At 60.5% G+C, this 18878-nt stretch carries 18 protein-coding genes; 8 read left to right on the plus strand and 10 right to left on the minus strand.

The features are described 5' to 3' along the window. Positions 1 to 16: 16 nt before the first annotated feature. Positions 17 to 1309 carry a CPBP family intramembrane metalloprotease gene (locus tag HZ994_14360; GenBank protein ID QTN33449.1) on the minus strand — a complete coding sequence of 431 codons (1293 nt, stop codon included), beginning with the start codon at positions 1307 to 1309 and terminating at the stop codon, positions 17 to 19. Positions 1310 to 1406: 97 nt separating this feature from the next. Here HZ994_14360 and HZ994_14365 point away from each other — a divergent pair, with 97 nt between their 5' ends. Continuing rightward, entirely contained in the window at positions 1407 to 2159 is a 753-nt protein-coding gene (locus HZ994_14365; GenBank protein QTN33450.1) for a hypothetical protein, read from the plus strand. A 3-nt stretch (positions 2160 to 2162) separates the two neighbouring features. Here the strand turns inward: HZ994_14365 and HZ994_14370 are convergent, their stop codons facing one another. The 6 genes from HZ994_14370 to tatC form a co-directional block, all read right to left on the minus strand. Continuing rightward, positions 2163 to 3632, minus strand: coding sequence for a sulfatase (locus HZ994_14370; protein ID QTN33451.1), 1470 nt, complete (start codon positions 3630 to 3632; stop codon positions 2163 to 2165). A gap of 343 nt (positions 3633 to 3975) precedes the next feature. Continuing rightward, positions 3976 to 4872 carry a zinc ABC transporter substrate-binding protein gene (locus HZ994_14375; GenBank protein ID QTN33452.1) on the minus strand — a complete coding sequence of 299 codons (897 nt, stop codon included), beginning with the start codon at positions 4870 to 4872 and terminating at the stop codon, positions 3976 to 3978. 45 nt (positions 4873 to 4917) lie between these two features. Then, positions 4918 to 5694: an MBL fold metallo-hydrolase gene (locus tag HZ994_14380; protein ID QTN33453.1), complete on the minus strand. Its 777-nt coding sequence runs from the start codon at positions 5692 to 5694 to the stop codon at positions 4918 to 4920. Then, entirely contained in the window at positions 5691 to 6881 is a 1191-nt protein-coding gene (locus HZ994_14385; protein QTN33454.1) for an ATP-dependent Clp protease proteolytic subunit, read from the minus strand. Before HZ994_14385 ends, HZ994_14380 begins: the two co-directional genes overlap by 4 nt. Then, entirely contained in the window at positions 6878 to 7738 is an 861-nt protein-coding gene (locus HZ994_14390) for a hypothetical protein (GenBank protein QTN33455.1), read from the minus strand. Before HZ994_14390 ends, HZ994_14385 begins: the two co-directional genes overlap by 4 nt. Continuing rightward, a complete protein-coding gene (gene tatC / locus HZ994_14395; protein ID QTN33456.1) occupies positions 7731 to 9134 on the minus strand; it encodes a twin-arginine translocase subunit TatC in 1404 nt (467 codons plus the stop codon). The genes HZ994_14390 and tatC overlap by 8 nt, the downstream gene beginning before the upstream one ends. 394 nt (positions 9135 to 9528) lie before the next feature. Here tatC and HZ994_14400 point away from each other — a divergent pair, with 394 nt between their 5' ends. The 5 genes from HZ994_14400 (at position 9529) to HZ994_14420 (ending at position 13187) form a co-directional block, all read left to right on the plus strand. Continuing rightward, positions 9529 to 9942, plus strand: coding sequence for a DUF883 family protein (locus tag HZ994_14400; protein ID QTN33457.1), 414 nt, complete (start codon positions 9529 to 9531; stop codon positions 9940 to 9942). A 16-nt stretch (positions 9943 to 9958) separates the two neighbouring features. Beyond that, positions 9959 to 10483, plus strand: coding sequence for a phage holin family protein (locus HZ994_14405; GenBank protein QTN33458.1), 525 nt, complete (start codon positions 9959 to 9961; stop codon positions 10481 to 10483). Further along, positions 10480 to 10860 carry a hypothetical protein gene (locus HZ994_14410; protein QTN33459.1) on the plus strand — a complete coding sequence of 127 codons (381 nt, stop codon included), beginning with the start codon at positions 10480 to 10482 and terminating at the stop codon, positions 10858 to 10860. The genes HZ994_14405 and HZ994_14410 overlap by 4 nt, the downstream gene beginning before the upstream one ends. Before the next feature lie 98 nt (positions 10861 to 10958). Next, on the plus strand, positions 10959 to 12041 hold the full coding sequence (locus tag HZ994_14415; protein QTN33460.1) for a type IV pilus twitching motility protein PilT: 1083 nt from the start codon (positions 10959 to 10961) through the stop codon (positions 12039 to 12041). 36 nt (positions 12042 to 12077) lie between these two features. Continuing rightward, a complete protein-coding gene (locus tag HZ994_14420; GenBank protein ID QTN33461.1) occupies positions 12078 to 13187 on the plus strand; it encodes a type IV pilus twitching motility protein PilT in 1110 nt (369 codons plus the stop codon). Between the two features lie 355 nt (positions 13188 to 13542). Here HZ994_14420 and HZ994_14425 read toward each other — a convergent pair whose 3' ends face one another. Next, a complete protein-coding gene (locus HZ994_14425; protein ID QTN33462.1) occupies positions 13543 to 13848 on the minus strand; it encodes a tyrosine-type recombinase/integrase in 306 nt (101 codons plus the stop codon). Then, positions 13737 to 14798, minus strand: a complete 1062-nt coding sequence (locus HZ994_14430) for a tyrosine-type recombinase/integrase (GenBank protein ID QTN33463.1) — start codon at positions 14796 to 14798, stop codon at positions 13737 to 13739. The genes HZ994_14425 and HZ994_14430 overlap by 112 nt, the downstream gene beginning before the upstream one ends. A 290-nt stretch (positions 14799 to 15088) precedes the next feature. Between HZ994_14430 and HZ994_14435 the strand changes: the two genes are divergently transcribed. Together HZ994_14435 and HZ994_14440 are read left to right on the plus strand one after the other, a co-directional pair. Continuing rightward, the gene (locus HZ994_14435; protein QTN33464.1) at positions 15089 to 15823 is read left to right on the plus strand and encodes a hypothetical protein; all 735 of its coding nucleotides are present in this window, start codon (positions 15089 to 15091) and stop codon (positions 15821 to 15823) included. 161 nt (positions 15824 to 15984) lie between these two features. Beyond that, positions 15985 to 16809 carry a DUF4393 domain-containing protein gene (locus HZ994_14440; protein ID QTN33465.1) on the plus strand — a complete coding sequence of 275 codons (825 nt, stop codon included), beginning with the start codon at positions 15985 to 15987 and terminating at the stop codon, positions 16807 to 16809. A 570-nt stretch (positions 16810 to 17379) separates the two neighbouring features. Here HZ994_14440 and HZ994_14445 read toward each other — a convergent pair. Further along, entirely contained in the window at positions 17380 to 18570 is a 1191-nt protein-coding gene (locus HZ994_14445) for an IS110 family transposase (protein ID QTN33466.1), read from the minus strand. Positions 18571 to 18878 lie beyond the last annotated feature (308 nt).

An 18878-nucleotide genomic window follows, 5' to 3' on the forward strand; every position in this document is an offset into this window, starting at 1 on the left:
GGGTATGGGGAAATTTTCAGAGCGGCAACTGGTAGAACAGATAGACGTCGAGCGAGATGAGAAGATTCCCGATGGCATGGAAAACGATGGCGGTTTTCAGTGAGCCGGTGCGGTGGGTGAGGTAACAGGCGGCGAAGCCCATCATGCCGACGGAGATCCAGCCCCAGATATCATACTGGGTGTGGACGACGGCGAAGAGAACGGTCGAGGCCAGCGCCGCGCCCGCGACGCCGGTCTTCGATTTCAGCCCCTGGAAAAGGAAGCCGCGGAAGATGATCTCCTCGAAAATGGGAGCGACGATGACGCTGCTGAAAAGGAGCTTTGCGAAGAATTCGAGATCGTCGGAAGCCGTTTCCATGAAGTCGGTGGGATCGGCATCTGTGCCAGGGGCGATGAGGAAGAAGATCCAGTGTGCCGCGCTGATGATGGCGAGGGCGGCGATGAGCAGCGGCCAGTGGATCCGTCTCCCAAGACCGAAGACCCTCCAGGTCCGGTGCGGATACCTGAGGAAGAAGATGGCGGAAAACACTGCGGGAAAGGCTCTCCAAAGCGCATCGTAGGGAGTGTAGATGTCCGCCAGGCCGCCCAGCGCGTAGTAGGCGCCATATCCGAGATCGAGCAGCCAAAGCCACGGCCTGGTGAGGATTTCTCCGAGGAAAAACACCCCCATCACCGTCGTGGCAGCCCATGAATCCGGAATGCGCGGGCCGCGCAGCGGTGGGTGGCGATGGAGCATGAGATATCCCGCCAAGCAGAGGCCGGCCACAAGGATGGCGTTTTCCAGGTTGCCCGTCCACATCGCGCGTGAAAGCAGGCGGTCGTTCTCGCGGTGGTAGCGGGCGAGGATTTCGGGGTCGTTTTCCGTGTGGAGGAACAGCTCGTAATCCCACGCCTGGCCGTGCCCGGCGAGCAGGTAGTCCCTCATTTCGCGGCGGTAGACGGGGTCGTCGCTGCCCTCCGCCGGTGTCAGGGGCTCGCCGAGGCGCAGCGCGACGGCATCGAGCGCGTCTTGGCCCGGTTCACCGAGGTCGGCGAGGTAGAGGTTGCGTATCGTTTCGCGGGATTCCTCCAGCCATTGCTCTTCCAGGTCCGCTCCGCCCATCCATCGCTCGTAGGCGTTGCCCCGTTTCGCCGCTTCGGTCACCCGCAGCCCCCTGTCGTAGTAGCGTAGCACCACTTCGGTATCGGTTTCCCCCGGCTGAATGGCCTGGCGGTTGAAGTCCGACCAAGTGACCCATGCCCAGCCAAGCCCGAGGGCGATCACCCATGGTATGGGAATCCCCGCGCGTATCCGTTCACTGAGTGTCATTCCCGCCGCTTTCCTAGGCCATGGGATCCGGTTTGGCTTGCCCAAAAGTCAGGGAAAGTGCGATTGCGCTGAACCTGCCGCCACGCATACTCCATGCATGAAAACATCATGGCTCCCTCTTGCGCCTGCCTTCCTCTCCCTCCTTTGTTGCGGCGGGCCGATCGTGGGCGGGCCGCCGCTGCTGCCTCCGCCGGGAGCTCCTCCGCAGATTTTCGACAGCTATCTGGCAGACCGCGATGCGAACATGGCGGACGGCTGGACGCGCGGGATGGACATGTCCGGCGTTTCCTTCAACGACAGCCGCACGGTCACGCTCATCACCGCGCGCCACGTCGTGATGGCCAAACATTATGTCCGCCCGGCGGGTGCGCCCGTCGTTTTCCATGATCGCGGCGGCAAGCGCATTCAGCGCAAGCTCATCGGCTTCGCACCCGCCGCAGGCGATGTGATGGTCGGCCTGCTGGACGAGCCGGTGCCGTCGAATTACCGCCCCTATCCCTTGCCCTCCACCTCCACCGCTCCCGCCAGCCTCATCGGCCGCCATGTCATCGTAAGCGATCAGAAACGCTCTCTTTTCATCCACCTCATCGCCGGGATCAACGGTGGCATCATCGCCTTCAAGCAGGACACCAGCGAAGCCCACGGCTGGGGCAAGAATCTGGTCAAAGGCGATAGTGGGAACCCTTCCTTCGTCATTTCCGGCGGTGAGCTCGTCCTGGTGGAAACCCACACCAGCGGCGGCGCGGGAGCCGGGCCTTATTACGGAGATCCGGGCGTCCAGGCATCTGTTAGGGCGGCTGTTGCGAAACTGGATCCGGCCTACCGGATACGGACGGTGGCGGTCAGGTGAGCCTTAGAGCTCGGGCACAGGATCGCCGGACTTGATGGGCTTGCCTTCCCAGTGCGGCACGCCTTCGATGAGGGTGGAGAGGCGCACATCGGCACCGGGGAGCGGGGCTTTCGGCTCCCCTATCGTAGCGATGAGGGTTTCCCGGAGCCTGCCCTTCGTCTCGGCGAAGGCCGGATCGTTTGCAAGGTTCTTGTGCTCATGGGGATCGGTGGTGTGGTCGTAGAGCTCCTCCGATCCGTCCATGTAAAGGATGTAGCGTTTGTCCAAGGTGCGGATGGTCTGGTTGTATGGCCCTTGGCAGGTGATGGCGGTGCGCTCCGGGTCAATGGTTGCATCGAGTGGCAGGACCAGGCCGTCGAGCTTGACCTTATCATCCCCAAACACGCCAGCCAGCCATGCAAGCGTGGGGTAAACATCCAGCAGCTCGACGGCGGAGGCGTTTTTCACACCTCCGGAGATACCCGCGCCGGTGAGGATGAGCGGGACCCGGGTGCTGGTGTCCCAGAGGGAGTTCTTTCCGGAAATCTCCTTTTCGCCGAGGTGGTAGCCGTGGTCGGAAAGGAGGCAGATGATGGTGTTGTCGGCGTTGGGGGATTTTTCAATGGCATCGATCACGCTGCCGATCTGGGCGTCCACGAAGCTGACGCTGGCCAGGTAGGCATGGACCTTCGATGCCCAGGTATCGCTCTCGCGGAGGAATTTCAGGCGCGGCTCGGGCAGCTTCCAGGTGAGATACCAGGCGGCGTGGGGGCAGTCGTCGCGGTCGTTTTCCCGGAATGCCGGAAGGGTGCCGGGGACGGCGTAGTCTTCCGGTTGGTAGAGATCGAACCACTTCTGCGGGACATTGAGCGGCACGTGCGGGCGGGAGAATCCGATGCTCAGAAAGAGCGGTGCGGTACGGGCTTGCTTGATCTGCCTGATGGCGGCCTGCGCCACTTCCCAGTCGGGCATTTCTTCATCGGTGATGTCAAGCGGCCCCCAATCGAGCGCGGGGTGGCTCGAAGGGGTGTTGACGAGTTTTTTCTTCCTCAACGGCCCCATGTTCCCGGCTGGGCCGAAGGTGGCGGCTTCCTTGTCCTGCTTGTCGGTGAGCATGTGGTAGATTTTCCCGGTGCTGTAGGTGGTGTATCCGGCACGCTTGAATGCCTGGTGGATGGTGGGGTGGTTTTTCAGATCCGGGTTCTTGCGGAATGCGGCGTCGAGCGAATACACGCCGCTGGTGGTGGGGCGCAGGCCGGTGAGGAAGCTGGTGCGGGAGGGGTTGCAGACGGGTGCCTGGCAGTGGGCGTTCGTGTAGAGGATGCCGCGCGCGGCGAGGCGATCCATGTGCGGGGTTTTCACATTCGGCTGCCCGCCCATGCAGCCGATCCAATTGTTCAGGTCGTCGACTGTGATCAGGATCACATCCGGCTTCTGGGCGGCGGGGGAAAATGCGGCAAGCCCCAGGGAAACGGCGAACAGGAGTTTTTTCATAAGCGTCCTTACGCTGATGCGAAGTGCCGGGAATGGGAAGCCCGGAAAGATTTTGGAAAGCCCCCAATGATATCTGGCAGAAAACATGGGTCGTTTCGTGGGTTCCATTTTCCATTGCAAGTTCCCATTGCGAATTCCCGGGAAAATAGAAAAAAGCCTTGATGGGGAAAGGGATTTACAGGAGTCATGGGGTCATTTCCGTGGCAAAAGGAGGAAGCCGCCGCACCGTTGTCCCGCCTGGCACCATAAGGGGGCGGGATGTGAGGAAGGGCTTGGGAAACCGATTGGGCGCGCTGAGACCCTTTCCCTCATTTGTACGTTTCCGAGGGCGGGAACCAGGAGTTCATTGCGACGGTTCCTTCTCTAGCGCCTCCACGATGGCCCCCACATTCGCGCGCATCATTTCCTCGTAGCTGGTGACCCCGCGGCCGTCCGCGATCAGTTCCCCGCCCAGCCTGATGCCGGTGTCGCGGGTGAGGCTTTGCAGCATCTTGGGATTGGATTCCTTTTCGGGGAAAATGGCGGCCACGTTTTCCTCCCTGAGGGTTGTGATGAGCTTGGCGAGTGTGGCGGCATCCGGCATCTGCTCCCGGTTCATTCCCTGCACTGAAAATGCCTCAAAGCCGTATCCCTCGCAGAAATATTGGAAAGCGGCATGGGCGGTGGCGAGCTTGCGCCTGTCCCTGGGGATGCGGATGACCTCGCGCTTCACCCATTTCTCCAGATCATCGAGCTTCAGGCGGTATGCAGATGCGTTGTTCTGGAAAATCCGCGCCTGCTCCGGGCGCTGCTCCGAGAGTTTATCCGCCACGATCCCCGCCGCCCTGCGGAAATGATCCACGGAGTGCCACCAATGCGGATCGACCTCATGCGAATGGTCGTGGTGATGTCCCTCGTGGTCGCAGGCGCCGTGGAGGGCGGGAAGGGTCGCGCCGACCTCGACGATGCGCGCCTTGCCACCTAGCACGGCCTTGAGCTCCGTGAGATAATTTTCCAAGCCCATGCCGGAAACGAAGTAGATCTCCGCGCCCTTGGCCGCGAGCAGATCCTCCGCCTGCGGCGCGAAGCTGTGGGGATCCCCCTTTGTGCCGATGAGATCGACCACCTCGATGGCATCCCCGCCCACCTGCCGCAGGAGATCGCCGACCAACGGATGCAGCGAAGCGACCTTGAGCTGCTCGGCATGGGTGGCGCCGGACATTGCAAACAGGAAGACCAGGTTGAGGCGGAATTTCTTCATGCCGCCATTTTCGCGGTGAAATCCCCTTAACGCAAGTTTTTTGCACTAACAGGATGCCGCCGCGAGGAACGGGTTCGAGGAAAGCTCTTCCGCGACGGTGGTGGCGGGACCGTGGCCGGGGAGGATCACGCAGTCAGGCCCGGCCTCGCGGAGGGCTGGGAGCAGGGTGGCGAATGCCGTGCGGTAGGCTTCGGTGCTGCGGCAGCGCCCCATGGAGCCGGCGAAGATCGCATCGCCGGGGACGAGCAGGAGCTTCCCCAGCCCCTCGATGAGATAGCCTGCCGTGGGGCTCATGTGCCCGGAAAGGTCGATGGCACGGATCCTTAGCGGACCATGGACGAATCCCTTTTCCGCCAGTGCTTCCGTTTCCGAAATCACCCGGATCCCCTCATCCTCCATCGCGGCGACGCCGCCGACATGGTCCTCGTGGGCGTGGGTGATGAAAACCGCATCCGGGCGAATGCCACCGAGCGCCCGTGAAATGTCCTCGCGGGTGCACCCGGTGTCGAAGAGCAGGCGCACACCGCCCGCCTCGACGAGCCATGCGTTGACCGTCCATTGCCGGAAGGGGAGCTCGATCCTGCGCACGCCGGGGATTTCCCGTTCCGCAGGAAGATAGCCGGGTAGGGCGGCGAGGGCGGCAGGGGACAGGCCGAGGCTTGCGGCGGCCGTTCGCAAAGCCTGGCCGTCATCGTCACCATCGAGGAGCGCGGCGATCCGCTCCTGTGGCAGCCCGGACATTTCCGCTAATGCCACCGCATCGATGCCGAGGCCTAGCATCGCCTTTGCGATGACATCGGATGTGCCGTCCTCCAGGCTCATCGCATGCGGTAGTAGCCGTCCGGATTGTAGAGGAAATACACATCCTTCGGGGTCAGGCGCGGGAGGTAGGAGAACACCTTCCCGTCCGCATCCACCTGCTCGGAGAGCGCCTCCTTCGCGGCGGCGGGTTTCTTCTCCGCGTCCGGGTTGACGTTGATCGAGCTTTCCACGATGCCCTCGACGATGTTGTTGACCCACTTGAGCTTCTTCGCCTCATCGCCGAATTCGCTCCAGTCGCCGCTGGTTGAGCGGGCGTACATTTGCTCGATGAACTCGTCGGTGCTTAGGCCCATCTTCTTTGCGACGGGTGCGGCGAGCCTATCCCACCAGCGCTCGCTCTCCTGGTAGAATTCCTTCTGCTGGGTGAGGTTCAGGCGGGCGAAGGCGATCTGCGAGCTGATCTGGTGATGCAGGATGATCGCGTTCGGGTAGGCGTAGCTTTCCTCGGCGAGGGTGGTGATGCACGCGGCCATGGAGGCGGCGAAGCTTTTCACCACCACGTGCACCGGCGCGGCGCTGGCCTCCATGGCCTTGAGGATGCGGTAGCCCGCCATCACCGAGCCGCCCGGGCAGGCGTCGATCACGATGAAGATGGGCAGTTCCTTGTCGCGGTTGTTCCAGAAGTCGATGCGGCTGGTGACGTAGTCAGCCGTGGATTCACCGATCATGCCGTTGAGGGGGATGCGGCGGTCGGAAATGACCAGCACCCCGTCCTCGCGGAGGGGGTTCTTGAGATAGACGGGCTTCGAGTCCGCATAGGTTTCGCGCTTGTCCTGGGTCTCGATGGTGCTGATTTCGTTCTGGAGCTTCGTGAGTTCCAGGGCGGCCTCGCTCTGCACGGCCTTGAGATCCGCCGCGAGCTTTTCCGAGCGGATCTTGGAAATCTCGAACTCGCGGTTGAGTTCCGCGACTTCCATCTCCGATTTCGCGACGGCATCCTTGATCGCTTCCTTCCGCTTCGCAGCCTCCAGGGCGAGTTTCTCGGTGATCAGCTCGCGCTCAAGCTTGAGCTTCGCGATCTCCGCCTGGAGCTTGGCGTTCTCCGCATCCTTGTCAGGGGCTTTTTCCGCAGCCTCCGGCTTGGCTTCGGGCGCATTGCCTACGGCGGCATCGGGGCTTGCTTCCTTTGCCTGCACCGGAGCCACCGCCGCAAGTGCGGCCAATATCATCGCTATGTGTCTTGTCATCCCCCGGATACTGCCGCATCCCGTCTTTTTTTCAAGCGGAGGCCGGCAAAAATCACGACGGCGGCAAAAAACAGGAAAAGCGAGGCCGCGATTCCGAGAAAGGTGAACAGCCGCCTGCTGGCCTGGTCAACTTCCTCGTCCGTAACCGTGTCCGTGGCGATCTCGCCGGCCTTTTTCTCAAATACGATCGCACCATCCCTGAGCGAGACCGATGTGAGCTGCGGCATCACCGCGCCCATCCTGTCATCTCCCACATACCTTTCCGCGATGCGGTAGGGCGACATCTGGGCGATGAATTCCTCGGCCACTTCAGCGCCCTCCACCTCGATGTCGCTGATCCGGAGGACGACCTCGTTTTTCAGCAAGCCCGGCTCCGCGACCAGGATCCCGTTGAGGTAACGTGGATCCGATGTGACCCAGCCGCCCTCGCCTTCCTTCGCTAGCCGCGGCTTGCCGTTGAGGCGGAAGGAAATGTCGATGCGCATCCGCTCGGCGCTGATCTCCGCCACTTTCATCGTCCCGCGCAGATCCTTGAAATCCGCGTAGGCGGCGATCGCAAGGTTGATCTCCTCCGCGCTCAGCGCCAGCTCTGCGGATCCCTCGCCGCCTGCGGCCAGCCGGAACGCCCCGATCTTCTCAGCCAGGCGGTTCAGGTCCGCCTCGCGGCCTTCGATCACCGCGATCTCCACGGGCGCCGGTTCCTCGCCGGTGAATTTCGCGATGGCGTTGAACTGCCTGAAGAGCACGGAAACGGAAAACCCGATCAGGAAAACCATCACCAGCAACGCCGCGACCAATATCGCACAGCCTGCGAAGGGCGATTTCTCGCTCACCGATTTCGGTTCCATCTCACTCATCGCCTTTGGCATCGTTCATTCGTTTCTTTTCCTCCTCCGGGATGTCATCGCCGGTCACCGCGTCATCCGGCTCGGTCCATTCCTCGTCGCCGGGCAGGCCGTGATGCCTGTCATGGTATTCATCGTGCCAGTGGTGGTCCTCATCGTGGTGATACCCGTCATGCCAGCCATGATCGCCCGCCTCGGTGGCATCGCCCTCGTGGTCCGGGTGGCCGTGGCCGGCCGCCTCCGCGCGCTCATTGTCCTGGATCATCCACTGCCGCCGCCGCTCCCTCAGCTCCGCCTCTTCCTCAGCCTCCTTCTGGCGCGCCTTTTTCCTGTCGAACCACGCCAGCCAGATGCACATTTCGTAAAGCAGCAGCATGGGCAGCGCCATGAGGTTGAGCGTCATGATGTCCGGCGTCGGAGTGATGACGGCGGCGGCGATGTAGATCGCCAGGATCGCATAGCTGCGGGTGCGCGACATCGTCTCATAGCTCAGCAGCCCCAGCTTCACCATGACCATGACCACCACGGGAAGCTCGAAGGAAAGGCCGAAGAGCAGGGTGAACTGGGTGGCGAAGGTGATGTATTCGCCGATGCGCCAGTCGTTGGAGACGCCCAGCTTCGCGCCCCAGTCGAAGAAAAAAAGCAGGGCGCGCGGCAGGACGAAGAAGTATGCGAAAAGAACCCCGGAAAGGAACAGCCCGAAGCCGATCCCCATCGCCGGCCAGAGGATTTTCCGCTCATTCTCGTGCAGGCCTGGCAGGACGAACTGGAGGACGAACATCAGCAGCAGGGGAAACGCCAGGACGATGCCCGCGAAAAATGCCAGCTTCATGGAGAGCATGAACGGCTCCGTCGGCTTGAGCGCCGACATCATCTTGATGTTCGAGCCCGCACTGGCATCCACATCCGGATCCGAGTCTATCAGCGCAAGCAGCTGGGCAACCATTTTCCCATCCACCCCGAGATTTCTCACAAAACCCTCCCGCTTCTCCTCCGGCAAGGCCTTCGCGGCCCGCAACAGCGCGACGCTGCGCGCATGGAACTCCATGTCGGGCTTCCCCAGCTCCCTGTAGAACGCGGCGCGCTGCCCTTCGTCCAGCCCGGCCGCGATCCGCTCGATTGCCTTCGCCTCGTCCCATGTTTCCACCGTCGGCACGGTGATGCCCGGATGCGCCTTGGCATCCGGCATGGTCTCCTGCTGCTTGTCGAAGATCACCTTTTCCGCAGGCGCGCGCAGCACATGCATGAGCTGCTCCTGGAACGTGAAGCAGACGATCATGGAGACCAGGAGCGTGACCACCACCCGCGTGATCATCACACGCAGATCCTCGAGATGCTCCAGGAAGGGCTTCTCGTGGTCGGAATGGGCTTTCTCCCTGAGTTCGAAGACTTTCTTGAGCAGATACATTCGGTGCGGGGGGATTGAAATGCCACCAACCCCTCACCGCAAGGGAAGATTGGCATCGTTTCGGCAGCCGAGGTGCAGGATTGCCGGGGTTCCCACACGGGCGATGTGCCCACCCAAAACCCTGCCAGCAAAAGGTTTTTGAACCGCGAAGACGCGGAGGCGCATGATTTTCCAGCGGTCATCGGGTTCAGCCGGTGAGTTCAAACCGGGAGTCTTTGCGCCTTCGCGGTTCAATGTTTTCCGTCGCTTGCGCGGCTCTGGCGATTTCTCGCCAATCGAGGAAACCTGGCAGGATTGCTCCCAATGTGTTCTTGCACCGAGAATGGGCGGGTGTAGGCTGTGGTTGGAATGCGACATGCTCTGTCCCTTTCCAAGCAACAACAATCCCACCATCATGACAGACAATCCATTTTCAACAACACAGCCTGCGGGCTCCGCCCCGTCCGTTTCCAGCGCCGCCTCCGACCTCCGCGCCGCAGCCGGCGATTTCGCGAACACTGCCGGTGCCGAGGCGTCGAAGCTGAAAGACCGCGCCGTCGAGGCCGCGCAGGCACTCAAGGCGAACGCCACCGAGAAGGCCGAGCACTACAAGGCGGTCGCCACCGAAAAAGCCGAGCACTACAAGTCCGTCGCGACCGAGAAAGCCCAGCAAGCCCGCGAGACCGCCCAGCACCAGTGGGAGGAAACCCGCGTCAAGGCGAAGGAAATCCACGTGACCGCAGAGGATTACATCCGCCAGAACCCCACCAAGGCCGTGCTCGGTGCCCTCGGTGTCGGATTCCTCATCGGCCTCATCGCGCGCAACTGAATTTTTACGGAACCAGATGTTTCCCCGCAGGGGCGGCGGCCGCAAGGCGGTCGCCCCGCGCCATCCGCCCACCGCGGATGCGCCGCAAGGGGAGGACGTATCGCTGCATATGAGCGCTGAAATGGGAGAATCGCCTGCCGGGCGGGAAGGGGACATCGCTCACTCAGCCCCCCATGGCACCGATGCGCCGAAGGACTGGAAGGCCGCGATCGCCACCTTGGTCTCCGCTAGGCTGGAAATCATGCGCATCGAGGCCAAGGCCGCCTCTTCCGCCTTCGCCGCAAACATCGCACTTCTCGTCGCAGGGCTGTTCGCGCTCCTTTCCGCATGGGTGCTCGCCATCGCCGCCACCATAGGCGCCATCGCCGCCGCCACTTCCTGGGAGTGGTACCACGTAGCCTTCGCATCCGCCGCTGCGCACCTCCTTATCGGGGCGCTGCTCCTGATCATCCTGAAATCCGCCAAAAAAACCGGATTTCCCGTCACACGTGCAGAATTTGAGAAAGACCGCGAATGGCTGGAAGGACTGAAAAAACAATGACACTCGAGCAGCTCGTCCGCACCAGCGAGGCCTCCCGCACTCGCATCGCGGAATCGCACGCACACATGCGTCATGCCCTCGATTTCCCTGCGCGCATCAAGGGCTCGCTCATGGAAAAACCTGGCAAATGGCTCGGCGCATCCCTCGCGGCAGGCTTCGTCGGCAGCTTTCTGTTCCGGAAAAAAAAATCGCCCCCAAAGGCCAGGGAACTCAAGCGCCGGCGCGGATTCCTGCTCGGCACGCTCTCCCTTGCCTTCACCTTGGGCAAGCCCCTTGCCAAGGCCTACGCCGCAAAGGCAGCCAAGGATTACCTCGCCGCGCGCCTGGCTTCCGGCATCCCGCAGCGACATGCCCTCGGCCGGAGGCCTCCATATTGACACCCGCCCGCTTTCCTGTCTTAACCTGTCACACCGCAGCATGAACGGCTGCCTCCCCGCTTCCCCAAAAAAACGCATCCCCACAAAACCTTCACAAAATGTCCGAACACACAGTCCTCGATCACGTTGACGAATACCTCAAGCTCGGTCGGGAATACGAGTGCTCGGATCTTCACATCGCCACCGCATTCCCCCCCGCATGGCGCCGCTACGGCCAGCTCTCCCCCATCTGGCCGGACCATCCCCCGCTATCCCCCGCAGATACCGAAAGGCTCGCCAGATCCTTCCTCGGCGAGGAGGAATGGGCGCGTCTCGAGGAAAGGGGCGACATCGACTTCGCATACATCGGCTCCGACGGCCGCTACCGCGCCTCCGTCGTCAAGCAGCGCCTCGGCTATGACATGGCCTTCCGCGTCATCAACGGCAAGATCCGCTCCATGGAAAGCATCGGCCTGCCCATCGAGCACATCGTCCCCCTAACCCGCTACCAGAACGGCCTCATCCTCATCACCGGCTCCGTCGGCTCCGGGAAATCCACAACCCTAGCCTCCATCGTCGACTTCATCAACGAAGACCGCGACGACCACATCCTCACCCTCGAGGATCCCATCGAATACGTCTTCGAATCCAAGGGCTGCCACGTCAACCAGCGCGAAGTCCACAAGCACACCGAATCCTTCGCCCGCGCACTCCGCGGCGCACTCCGGGAAGACCCCGATGTCATCATGGTCGGTGAAATGCGCGATCTCGAGACCATCCAGCTCGCCCTCACCGCCGCGGAAACCGGTCACCTTGTCCTCGGCACCCTACACACCGGCAACGCACCCCGCACCCTCGACCGCGTGCTCGACGTCTTCCCCACCGACCAACGCGACCAGATCCGCATCATGGTCTCCGAGTCCTTGCGCGGCATCCTTTCACAGCAGCTCGTTCCCACCGTCAACGGCGATAGCCGCGTGCTCGCCACCGAGCTCCTCGTCAACACTCCCGCCGTCGCGAACTGCATCCGCGAAGGCAAGACCTACATGCTCCCCGGCGTCATGCAGACCGGCAAGCACGTCGGCATGGTCACCATGGACGAGTCCCTCCGCAAACTCTACATCAAGGGGCTCATCAGCGCCGATGAACTCCTCTTCCGCTCCGACGACAAGGCGCAGATGCGCCAGTTCCTCAATTCATAAGTTCCGGATTTCCCCCGAGAAAAACCTTCCCATCCCATGGCCAGAATCGACGCACTTTTCAAGACCCTCATCGCCAGCAAAGGCTCAGACCTTCATCTCTCCGAGGGGCAGCCCCCCAAGATCCGCGTCCACGGCGCCGTCACCGCCATCGAGGGCGAGGGTGTCCTCGAAGGCGAGGATTTCAAGGAACTCCTCGGCGAGATCTGCGATCCCAAGGCCTTCCAGAAATATCTCAAGGAAGGCGATCTCGACTTCGCTTACGAAATGGACGAGGATTCCCGCTTCCGCTGCAACTACCTCCAGCAGCAGAACGGGCTCGCCGCCGTCTTCCGGCTCATCCCCACCGAGATCATGGCCCTCGAGGCGCTCGGAGTGCCCGAGATCGTCAAGGAATTCGGACACATGCGCTCCGGTCTCGTCCTTGTCACCGGCCCCACCGGCTCCGGGAAATCGACAACACTCGCCGCCCTCCTCGATTACATCAACACGAACTTCGCACGCCACATCATCACCGTTGAGGAACCCATCGAATTCGTCCACAGAAACAAGAAATCCATCCTCACCCAGCGCGAGGTGCCCATCCAGACACCCTCCTTCGCCGATGGCCTCCGCGCCGCCCTCCGCGAGGATGCCGACATCGTCCTCGTCGGCGAGATGCGGGACCTGGAAACCATCTCCCTCGCCCTCACCGCCGCAGAGACCGGGCTCCTCGTTTTCGGAACCCTGCACACCAACAACGCCCGCAAGACCGTTGACCGCATCATCGACGTCTTCCCCGCCAACCAGCAATCGCAGGTACGCACCATGCTCGCCGCATCCCTGCGCGGCGTCGTCGCACAGCTCCTCTGCAAGCGCGTGGACAAGCCCGGCCGCGTCGCCGTCCACGAGATCATGTTCGGCACCCCCGCCGTCGCCGCCATCATCCGCGAAGGCGCCACCCAGAAGCTCTACGACGTCATCACCGGCGGCAAGGGCGAGGGCATGCAGTTCATGGACGAATCCATCTGGTCCAAGCTCCGCGAAGGCATGATCTCCCCTGCGGAAGCCTACATGAAGGCCATCGACAAGACCCGCTTCAAGAAATTCCTACCCCAGGAACAAGCCCACCTCGGCGACGCCTCCGGAGAGAACCCGCTCGCCCACTGAGCCGCAAAAAAGCCATCCGCCCCCAAGCCGAAAAGCCCGCAAAGGGATGCGGGGCATCTTCCTGCGCCAAGCGAGAAACCGGGCGGCAAGGTCAGCGGACTCTCGGCCCACCCGAGAGATGGAACGCCCCGAGTGCGGCTCATCGCAAGGATCTCTCGGCGACCGTCGCCCTCCCCCTGCCCGAGGCCACCCCCCTTCTCACTTCCCACTCCACCTCTCCCAGCTCCTCGAACCTGTCCCCCTTGCATTGCGCTCCCTCCCCGAGCCGCCCAACGGCCTGCCGGGTGAGGAGGCTGTCAGGGCGAGGCGCCGCCGGATCCAATCCGGCACGCCTCTGCGCCTTCCTCGGAATATCCTAAATGCGGTTGCCCTGCGCGCCCAACGCATCCAGCGGGCTCCGCACACCTTTCCCGTTCACATCCTCCGCCACGTGCGTGTAGATCTCCGTCGTCTTCACATCCGCGTGTCCGAGCAGTTCCTGCAGAGTCCGGATATCCGTCCCGCCCTCCAGCAGATGGGTCGCGAAACAATGCCGAAGCACATGACTCGTCACCCTTTTTTCCACCCCTGCCTTTCTGGCAGCCCTCGTGATCGCCTCGCCGTAAACCTTGGCATGCACATGGTGCCGTCGCTCGATGCCCGTTTCCGGATCGCGCGACAAGTGGTCGGCAGGAAAGATCCAGAACCATTCCCATCTCTCCCCCGCCTTCGACATTTTCCTGGCAAGCGCCGTCGGCAATGCGACACCCGGCACCCCTTCCGCGCGGTCTTTTCCGTGAACGGCGCGCAGATCTCCCAGATCGCATCCAGGCTTTCCTTGACCCGTTTGGGCAGGACCGTCACGCGATCCTTGCCGCCCTTGCCGCCCCGCACCACCACCTGCCCGCGCGCCCTGTCAACATCCTGCACCCGCAGCGAGACGAGCTCCCTGAGCCGCAGCCCGGCCCCATACTGCATCTCCGCCATCAGGCGGTGGCGCGGTTCCAGCTTGTCGAGCAGCGCCACCACTTCCTTCGCGCTCATGACCACCGGTGTCCGCCTTTCCGTCCGCCGCAGCCTCACATCGAACAACACCTCCTCCTTGCGGCACACGTCCCTGAAGAAAAACGCCAGCGCATTGAGCGCCTGTTTCTGCGTTGCGAAGCTCACCTTTCCCTTGTCCACCAGCTCTGCCAGCCACGCGCCGCCGCGTTCCGTATCCATGGCCTCTTCCGCACCGGCCACCCACTCGCCGTAGCGCGCCATCCAGCCCGCGTAGGTCTGCCGGGTGCGCAGGGCGAGCCCGCGCCGCGCCCCCGCCAGCATCACCGCACGGTGCAGCCTTTCTCCCAGTGAGCGCGGCTCGCGCCCGTTCTGAGCACATAGCTCCAGCCACCGCCTGTGCCAGCGCATCGCCACCGCCCAGCGCTCCAGCTGCCAATCCTTGCGCGGCTTGGTGATCACCTGCTCATTCCAGAATCTCACCGCCGATGCCCTGACCGGCTCCAAACCCTGCCCCAGCCTCCAGTGCTCATACCACGCCAGCAAAAACACGTGGTTTTGCTTTTCCTGATCCGTGAGATCCCGGGAAGCCTCGAGATCCGATCTCCAGTCGGCATGCGAACCTATCATCGGAACACTGTTCGTTTGAAAGGTGTTTGCAATCAAGGTTTTTCATCACGCTTCGTAAATTCTGGTATTCAACCATCTATGACCATCACAGATGCCTGACGGAACGAACGCCTTCACCGCAACCCCGCGCAAAACCGCCACCCTCCGCCGCCCGATATGGACACGCCCCCGCGCGAAAAGCCTTGATCTTCCAACGATTTCCCGCTCCCATACTGGAAGACTATCCCGCCCGATATCACAAGCTGGGCGGAACTAATACATCTGTTCTGCAAAATAATTCCGATACCACAATGCCAATCGAAGACGTACACTATGCTCTGCCATTCGAGATGATGAAAGCGGGATATGAAGCCCACGGGAGCCGATTCTTCGCTATTGGATATACCGAATTTTTGCAAGGAGTCGATACGAATAGCATTCCTCAGACAAAAATGAGTCATCAAATGATGAGTCGTTTTTCCGAGATCACTGAACTATTACTGGCAAGATCAGAAAGATCAGAGTCGGACGTTGCATTCATTAAGTGGATATCCAATATTGCTCTAGATTTTTCTCACAATAGAGCATCTTGTTACTATAGCGATATTGCCCACGGAGAAGATTCTGTTGGCCCCTACTCCGTTTACTCAGATGAGAGTGTTTCGAAAGAATATGAACACCTATACCGAGTCAGAAGTCGAGATATTGCACTCATTTATGCTGAGCACATAACGGCAAAATTTCCGCCTAATCGAGATAGGTCTAGGAAAAATTACCAACGCAATATTGAACACTATGAACGATCAATCCAGATGATCGATAACGGAGAGATTGGAGAAGTTTATTTCATGCCGAAGGACATGTATCTTAGTTCTATTAGAGATGCTAAACGGTTTATAAATTGGCATCTGAGATCGGATTCCGCCCTAGTAGACTTTGAGTTCGATAACTATTTTCACCGTGTCTATAATGAAATCGGCGACGTTAAACGTCTTTGGCAGAAAGCCTACGAAGGCAAACATGGAATTCTTATCACACAAGGTTAAGAATTTCTTAGCGAACTAATACAGTAAGCAGAACAAGACGTCACTCTCAACACCTGCCCCGCCTCGAGTTCAAGTCGCTATGACCATTCAACCTCTAACCCACAGTCGAAGCCTCGCCCTCGGGCAGGTGTGAGAGGACTTTGACGTTAGCCCAGAAAATTATGTCCGACGAAAGCTCCAAAACAAAAGATATAGTCGAGGCCGTGACGGAACTCACTAAACAAGTGCCTATCTACCAGGATGCTATACAGCCCGCAGCCAAAGAGTTGGGCAAGGGACTTGAGGTGGTTGCTAAGGCAGTGAATGCCGCGCTTGTGCCAATCGAAGGTCTAGTTTGGGGTATCGAGAAGATTCGTGAATTTGTTCATTCCCGCGTATCGGAGAAACTCAAAGATGTCCCTCCGGATCGAATCCAAGCACCCGACCCGCACGTCGCGGGGCCAACTCTCGAAGCTCTTCGATATAGTGGCCATCACGATGAGCTTAGTGAGATGTTTGCGAATCTATTGGCCACCTCGATGGATCGCGAGACAGCCATCAACGCGCATCCGTCTTTTGTCGATATCATCAAGGAACTGACGCCTGACGAAGCGAAGATACTGACCATTTTAGCTACTCGGGATTCCGTTCCAGCTGTGAACATCAAGATGACGCTGGCCAAAGCGGGAGGCTACATCCTCACGCACCGCAATATTACAACTCTAGGAGTCGAGGCTAGCTGCCAGCACCCACAGCTGACATCCAATTACCTCGGAAACCTAGATCGCCTCGGTCTCATCGATATTCCCTTTGGAGTGAGGATCAAGGACGACAAAGCATACGAAACTCTACTTGAGCACCCTCAAATCAAAGAGATTATTAAGAGTCAGACTCACGAAGGTTCGACTACCTGCGAGGCCGAGAAGCGTAAGGTGGAAGTAACCGATTACGGGAAGCAGTTCATTCGTGCTTGCGTCATCGGCAAAGGCATTCAAACCAAAGGCTAACAAGTCGAGACACAGCAACCCCTATCAGCCGCCCGGTTTACATGCCTTCACCTTATTCCACCCTCAACCCCGTGATCGACGCTCGCCCCCGCTGATAGGGGTGCGTGCTCTTTGACGTTGCTATGGCTGCCTGTTTGTCAATGGGCAAAAGTTTCTCTATGTCATCTATGGTGTTTGATGAGTTTTCTTCCGGTTTCCCTGTGCTGTAGGCCGGGATGGGAATGGCGTTGTTTGATCCAGTTGTGATCAGCAGGTTCGCCTAGTGCTTGGTATGCTGCTATTCGTGGGCTGCCCGGTTTCCCGAGCCTTTCCAACAGTTTCTTTATTCACGTTTGTGGCCCTTGTTTCAGTCTCTGCACGGGTGCTCGTCCGGCAATGCCGGACTAACCCAGAACGTCTATCGAGGATTGGGCCGGCTGGCGCTTCCCATCCCGGTCTGCAACGCAGATGACCGGGCTATGTCTCTTTCTTTTGTGGTTTCTTATGTCCCTGGTAACGGAAGCTTTCATTTTTCAAATCCCCCCCAAGGGACGCCGGGGGATTTGAAAAAGGGAAGGTGGAGTGGTGCGGTTATCGGTTCTTGCGGCGGGCGGGCATGGCGGAGGTTTTGGACGTTTTCCCGATGGGGGTTTTGGATTCGATCCTGGTGCCAAGCTCCCAGATGAAGGCGCAGAGCTCGCGGGCGACCGATACCTTGATCTTGTTGTGGTGCAGCCTGCGCTTGGCCAGCGACATGAAGCGGGTGCTGAGCCGCAGCTGGGTGCTCCATGAAAGCTCGAGGATCCAGCGGGACTGCCCGGTCTGGCGGCGCGAGAGCTGTTCGCTGACTTTGGGCGGGTAGCGGTAGTGGGTGGCCTGCTCGATCAGGAGCCAGCGGGCGTGGGGGTTGCCGCATTTGGTGATGCCTCCCTGCCTCTGTTTCCCTCCGCTGGAGTTTTCCGAAGGGACGAGGCCGAGGAATGCCATGAGCTTCTTGGGGTGTTCGAAACGGCTGAACGTGCCGATCTCCGAGACGGTGACCATGGCGGCGACGAGCTTGAAGCCCTTGAAGGCCATGAGTGCGTCGACGAGGGGTTTGCGCTGCCAGCCGCCGAGGAGGTTGAGCATTTCCGCCTCGATGCGTTCGACCCGTTTCTCATGGAAGTCGATGAGGGTGAGGTTGTCCTCGAGGACGATGTGGTGGGCGCTGTCGGGCATCTTGAGGCCGCGAAGGTAGTTCATGTGCGCCTGGCTCCAGTGGGACTTGCCGTCGTATTTGTAGCCGAGGCGGCGGAGCAGGGCGAGGAGCCTGGCCCTGGCGCGGCGGAGGTCGTCGACCGCATCGGTGCGGCCGCGGCAGAGGTCGCGGACGGCCTCGTCGACGCTGTCGGGGATGTTGACCGGGACGAGGTCGTTGTAGCGGAGGTTTTTGGCGAGCTTCATGGCGTCGCGCTTGTCGGTCTTGACGCGGTCGCCGGACTTGGTGGGGATGAGGGAGGGGGCGATGACCTCGCAGCGGACGCCCATCTGCAAAAGCCGCCGCGCGATCCAGAACCCGCATCCGCTCGCCTCGTAGCAGACGTGGAGGTCGGAGAGTTTGCGCCCGTTGCTTTTGGCGATCCTGCGTATGGCACGTTCGAGGGCGTGCTGGGTGGTGTTGATCTCGCCGTAGGGGCGTGGCTCGGCATCGCGCTCCGCTTCGAGGATGGCGACGGATGTTTTTTCTTTATGGACGTCGAGTCCGATGTAGAGTGCGCGTGGCGTGTCCGGGTTCGTTTTCATTTGTTTGTTCATATGAATGTTGGATAGGTCCCGTTCATTCGGGATAGCCCACGGATTGAACCGGACACGCCACCTTTCAAACCAATAAAGAATGGATCTGAAATGCTGCGCCGTGCTCAACGGGCAGCCATATGGTCTCGAAGAAAACCACCCGATGAATCCTCCCAAGCAATTGCTACTAGCCTGCGCACTTGTCGCTTTCTTCAGTTACCTGGCACCGTGTCGCGGAGCAGTGGTCTTCTCACAGCTCTATGCGGATAGCACTTACGAACCTAGTTCCTCATTTGCCATCACCGGCAGTAGCGCAT

The organism is Akkermansiaceae bacterium (assembly GCA_017798145.1).
GTDB lineage: Bacteria > Verrucomicrobiota > Verrucomicrobiia > Verrucomicrobiales > Akkermansiaceae > Luteolibacter.

Bases quoted from the DNA above. Each gene is read 5' to 3' on its own strand.
- HZ994_14400 (QTN33457.1), top strand. From the start codon at position 9,529: ATGACAGACAATCCATTTTCAACAACACAGCCTGCGGGCTCCGCCCCG.
- HZ994_14420 (QTN33461.1), top strand. From the start codon at position 12,078: ATGGCCAGAATCGACGCACTTTTCAAGACCCTCATCGCCAGCAAAGGC.
- HZ994_14370 (QTN33451.1), bottom strand. From the start codon at position 3,632: ATGAAAAAACTCCTGTTCGCCGTTTCCCTGGGGCTTGCCGCATTTTCC.
- HZ994_14360 (QTN33449.1), bottom strand. From the start codon at position 1,309: ATGACACTCAGTGAACGGATACGCGCGGGGATTCCCATACCATGGGTG.
- HZ994_14445 (QTN33466.1), bottom strand. From the start codon at position 18,570: ATGAAAACGAACCCGGACACGCCACGCGCACTCTACATCGGACTCGAC.
- HZ994_14365 (QTN33450.1), top strand. From the start codon at position 1,407: ATGAAAACATCATGGCTCCCTCTTGCGCCTGCCTTCCTCTCCCTCCTT.
- HZ994_14375 (QTN33452.1), bottom strand. From the start codon at position 4,872: ATGAAGAAATTCCGCCTCAACCTGGTCTTCCTGTTTGCAATGTCCGGC.
- HZ994_14390 (QTN33455.1), bottom strand. From the start codon at position 7,738: ATGAGTGAGATGGAACCGAAATCGGTGAGCGAGAAATCGCCCTTCGCA.
- HZ994_14430 (QTN33463.1), bottom strand. From the start codon at position 14,798: ATGATAGGTTCGCATGCCGACTGGAGATCGGATCTCGAGGCTTCCCGG.
- tatC (QTN33456.1), bottom strand. From the start codon at position 9,134: ATGTATCTGCTCAAGAAAGTCTTCGAACTCAGGGAGAAAGCCCATTCC.
- HZ994_14435 (QTN33464.1), top strand. From the start codon at position 15,089: ATGCCAATCGAAGACGTACACTATGCTCTGCCATTCGAGATGATGAAA.
- HZ994_14385 (QTN33454.1), bottom strand. From the start codon at position 6,881: ATGACAAGACACATAGCGATGATATTGGCCGCACTTGCGGCGGTGGCT.
- HZ994_14405 (QTN33458.1), top strand. From the start codon at position 9,959: ATGTTTCCCCGCAGGGGCGGCGGCCGCAAGGCGGTCGCCCCGCGCCAT.
- HZ994_14410 (QTN33459.1), top strand. From the start codon at position 10,480: ATGACACTCGAGCAGCTCGTCCGCACCAGCGAGGCCTCCCGCACTCGC.
- HZ994_14440 (QTN33465.1), top strand. From the start codon at position 15,985: ATGTCCGACGAAAGCTCCAAAACAAAAGATATAGTCGAGGCCGTGACG.
- HZ994_14380 (QTN33453.1), bottom strand. From the start codon at position 5,694: ATGAGCCTGGAGGACGGCACATCCGATGTCATCGCAAAGGCGATGCTA.
- HZ994_14415 (QTN33460.1), top strand. From the start codon at position 10,959: ATGTCCGAACACACAGTCCTCGATCACGTTGACGAATACCTCAAGCTC.